Annotated in this window: 2 protein-coding genes and 1 pseudogene; 2 read left to right on the forward strand and 1 reads right to left on the reverse strand. The window is 63.6% G+C overall.

The features are described 5' to 3' along the window. Positions 1 to 1,037: ribosome small subunit-dependent GTPase A (gene rsgA / locus OUZ52_RS22560; RefSeq protein WP_266160854.1), on the reverse strand; the 1,037-nt coding region annotated here is incomplete at its 3' end. A 150-nt stretch (positions 1,038 to 1,187) separates the two neighbouring features. On the opposite strand from rsgA, the pseudogene OUZ52_RS22565 reads away from it, so the two are divergent. Continuing rightward, positions 1,188 to 2,411: pseudogene (locus OUZ52_RS22565) on the forward strand (aminotransferase class I/II-fold pyridoxal phosphate-dependent enzyme); the annotation flags it as partial. Next, complete coding sequence (locus OUZ52_RS22570) at positions 2,404 to 3,003, forward strand: SGNH/GDSL hydrolase family protein (protein WP_266160855.1); 600 nt, start codon at positions 2,404 to 2,406, stop codon at positions 3,001 to 3,003. The pseudogene OUZ52_RS22565 and the gene OUZ52_RS22570, both read left to right, overlap by 8 nt. Positions 3,004 to 3,196 lie beyond the last annotated feature (193 nt).

Consider the following 3,196-nt stretch of genomic DNA (forward strand, 5'->3'; position numbering starts at 1 on the left):
CCGCGTGGCCCATGCGGCCGCGTCGCAGGACGACCGCCGCGCTGCCGGCGTAAACGCGCTTCCAGGGTAGCGGCCTGATCTTCGCGCTCATCGCGCAGCTTGAGGTAATTGCGCCAGCGCTCGGCCAGCAACTCGCCGCTGTCCAAGGCGGCCTGCACCGCGCAGCCCGGCTCGCTGCCATGACCGCAATCGGCAAAGCGGCATTGCTCGGCCAGCTCTTCGATATCGGCGAACAAATCCAGATTCTCATCGCCAGTGAGTTTCAGCTCCCGCATGCCGGGGGTGTCGATCAGGCAACCGCCACTGGGCAATTGCAGCAAGGCCCGATGGGTGGTGGTGTGACGGCCACGGCTGTCGTGGGCGCGTACCTCCTTGGTGGCCATCCGCGCGCTGCCGAGCAGCGTATTGGTCAAGGTGGATTTGCCCGCACCGGAGGAACCCACCAGCACCGCGCTATCGCCCGGCTGCAGATACTTGGCCAGCACATCGATGCACTCCGCATCCTTGCCATTGATGGCATGAATCGGCGTGCCCTCGGCCAGGCGCTCGCGCAAGGCCTCGATCGACTCCGCGGCATCGTCACGGGTGTCGAGCTTGCTCAACAACACCACCGGTTGCGCCCCCGAACCCTCGGTCAACGACAGGTAACGCTCAATGCGCGCGGGATTGAAATCGCCATCCAGTCCGGTCAACACCAAAACGTAATCGATATTGGTCGCAATCAACTGGCGCTCGTAACGTTCGCCCGCCGCCGCCCGCGACAACACCGAGCGGCGTGGCAAAACCTTCACGATATGCGGAGGAGTGCCCACTTCCACTTCAACAAAATCGCCTACCGCGGGGCGTTCGGTGGGATCGAGGCTGCGCTTGAGGAAATGTCCGGCCGGCTGGGCGCCGAATAACATCTCGCCATCGTGTAGTTCATAGCCCGCGCGATGCTGAGCTACCACACGTGCTAACCGCAGCCCACCGGTGGGCAAACTATCGCCGCGCCAACCGATGCGGCGCAGGCGTTCTATCGTTTCGGCGTCCGTCATGGAGCCGATTATGCCCTGCTTGCCCCCATCTCCTGCAATCACGTCCTCATCACACCCTTTTTTCGCCTCGCAACGGACGCTAATCCACTGCTAGCATGCGGACCACTCCGGCCCCGGCGCCGGCCTCATTGCCTGTAAGGACGACGAGACTTGGCCTCGATCAAGCCTAGTGCGCACCTCGCTGATGTGCGTTATGAAATCCGCGGTGCCTTGACCCGACGCTCACGCGATCTCGAAGCGGCCGGCCTGCCCATCATCAAGCTCAATATCGGCAACCCCGGCCGCTATGGCTTCGAGACCCCGGCGCATCTGCGCGAAGCGATCGCCAAGCACCTGCGTAACAGCGAGGCCTACGGCCACGAGCAAGGCCTGGAAGAAGCCCGCGAAGCGATTGCCGCGCAACAGCGCGCGCGCGGTGCACGCGGTGTCGATGTGGAACGCATCTTCGTCGGTAACGGCGTCAGCGAATTGATCGACCTGAGCCTGCGCGCGCTATTGCAGCCCGGCGACGAGGTGCTGCTGCCCAGCCCGGACTACCCGTTATGGAGTGCCGCGACCATTCTCAACGGCGGCAAACCGCGCTATTACCGCTGCCTCGCCGAAAACCAGCACCTGCCCGATCCTGCGGAGATCGAGGCCTTGATCACCCCGCGTACCCGCGCGCTGGTACTGATCAATCCGAATAACCCGACCGGCGCGGTCTACCCGCGCGAGCTGCTCGAGCGCATCGTGGCGGTCGCCGCACGCCACCGATTGCTGCTGCTCAGCGATGAAATCTACGACGAGATCCTCTACGACGAGACCCCGTTTCAGCCGTTGGCCGAAATCGCCGGCGACCTGCCCTGCATCAGCTTCGGCGGCCTGAGCAAGGTGCATCGCGCCTGCGGCTATCGCGTCGGCTGGCTGAGTTTGTCGGGCGAACCCGAGCGCAGCGCCGAGTATCGCGATGCCTTGCAATTGCTGGCTGCACTGCGGCTATGCGCCAATGTCACCGCGCAATGGGCGGTAGCCCCGGCACTGCAAAGCGCACCGACCATCACCGCGCTGACCCAGCCCGGTGGCCGCCTGCATGAGGCACGCCGTGAAATTCTCGAAGGCGTCGCCGCCAGCGACTTTCTTGAACTCGCCGCACCCGCCGGTGCGCTATACGCCTTCCCGCAGGTCCGCGCCGACCGTCTGCAACATTTCGACGACAACGCATTCGCCCTGCGCCTGCTGGAAGAAGAATCCGTGCTGGTCGTCCCGGGCAGCAGTTTCAACGTGCCGCATAGCCGCCATATGCGCCTGACCCTGCTGCCACCGCCGGAACAACTGCGCGAAGTGTTCACCCGTATCGAATGCGTGCTGACCCGCATGAGCGAAGAGCATGACCCTGCGCTATCTCGCTCTGGGCGACTCCTTCACCATCGGCGAAGGCGTTCCGCCCGCCGATCGCTGGCCGATGCAACTGGCCGCCCGACTGCGTCGCGAAGGCGTGCCACTGGACGATCCGCAGATCATCGCCACTACCGGCTGGACCACCGACGAACTGAGCGCGGCGATGGACCGCACCGCCCTTGCCCCGCCCTACGATGTGGTCAGCCTGCTGATTGGCGTCAATAATCAGTACCGCGGCCGTAGCGCGGGGGAGTATCGGCTTGAGTTTCGCCAGCTGCTGGCGCGTGCGATGGATTTGGCGGGTGGACTGCCGCAGCGAGTGTTGGTGTTGTCGATTCCCGATTGGGGGGTGACGGCGTTTGGGCTTGGCTGTGGTCGCGATACCGCACAAATCGCTCAAGCCTTGGATGTCTTTAACGCTATTGGGCGTGATGAGAGTCAACGAGCGCATGTGCGCTGGGTCGATATCACGGGGTTGTCGCGGGAACATTCGCAGTGGCTGGCGGAGGATGGGCTGCATCCTTCGGGGCAGCAGTATGGGTTGTGGGTTGATGCGGCGTTGCCGCTGGTGCGTGAGGTGTTGAGGTAATCGCGCGTTTTCTGCGTTTGCGATGCGATGCGCTTTCGTTTTTTATGTTGTGGTGTGGCGATCGGGTCGCCTGCGGCGGGCTTTCGAACCCCTGCCGGGGTCCGAGTCACTTTTCTTTGCGTGCTCAAAGAAAAGTAACCCAAAGAAAGAGCACCCCCATACCGCGCTCTGCGGGCATCCTGCCCTACGAGTG

Origin of the sequence: Dyella silvatica, assembly GCF_026283955.1 — a bacterium.
GTDB classification, from domain to species: Bacteria; Pseudomonadota; Gammaproteobacteria; order Xanthomonadales; family Rhodanobacteraceae; genus Dyella_C; species Dyella_C silvatica.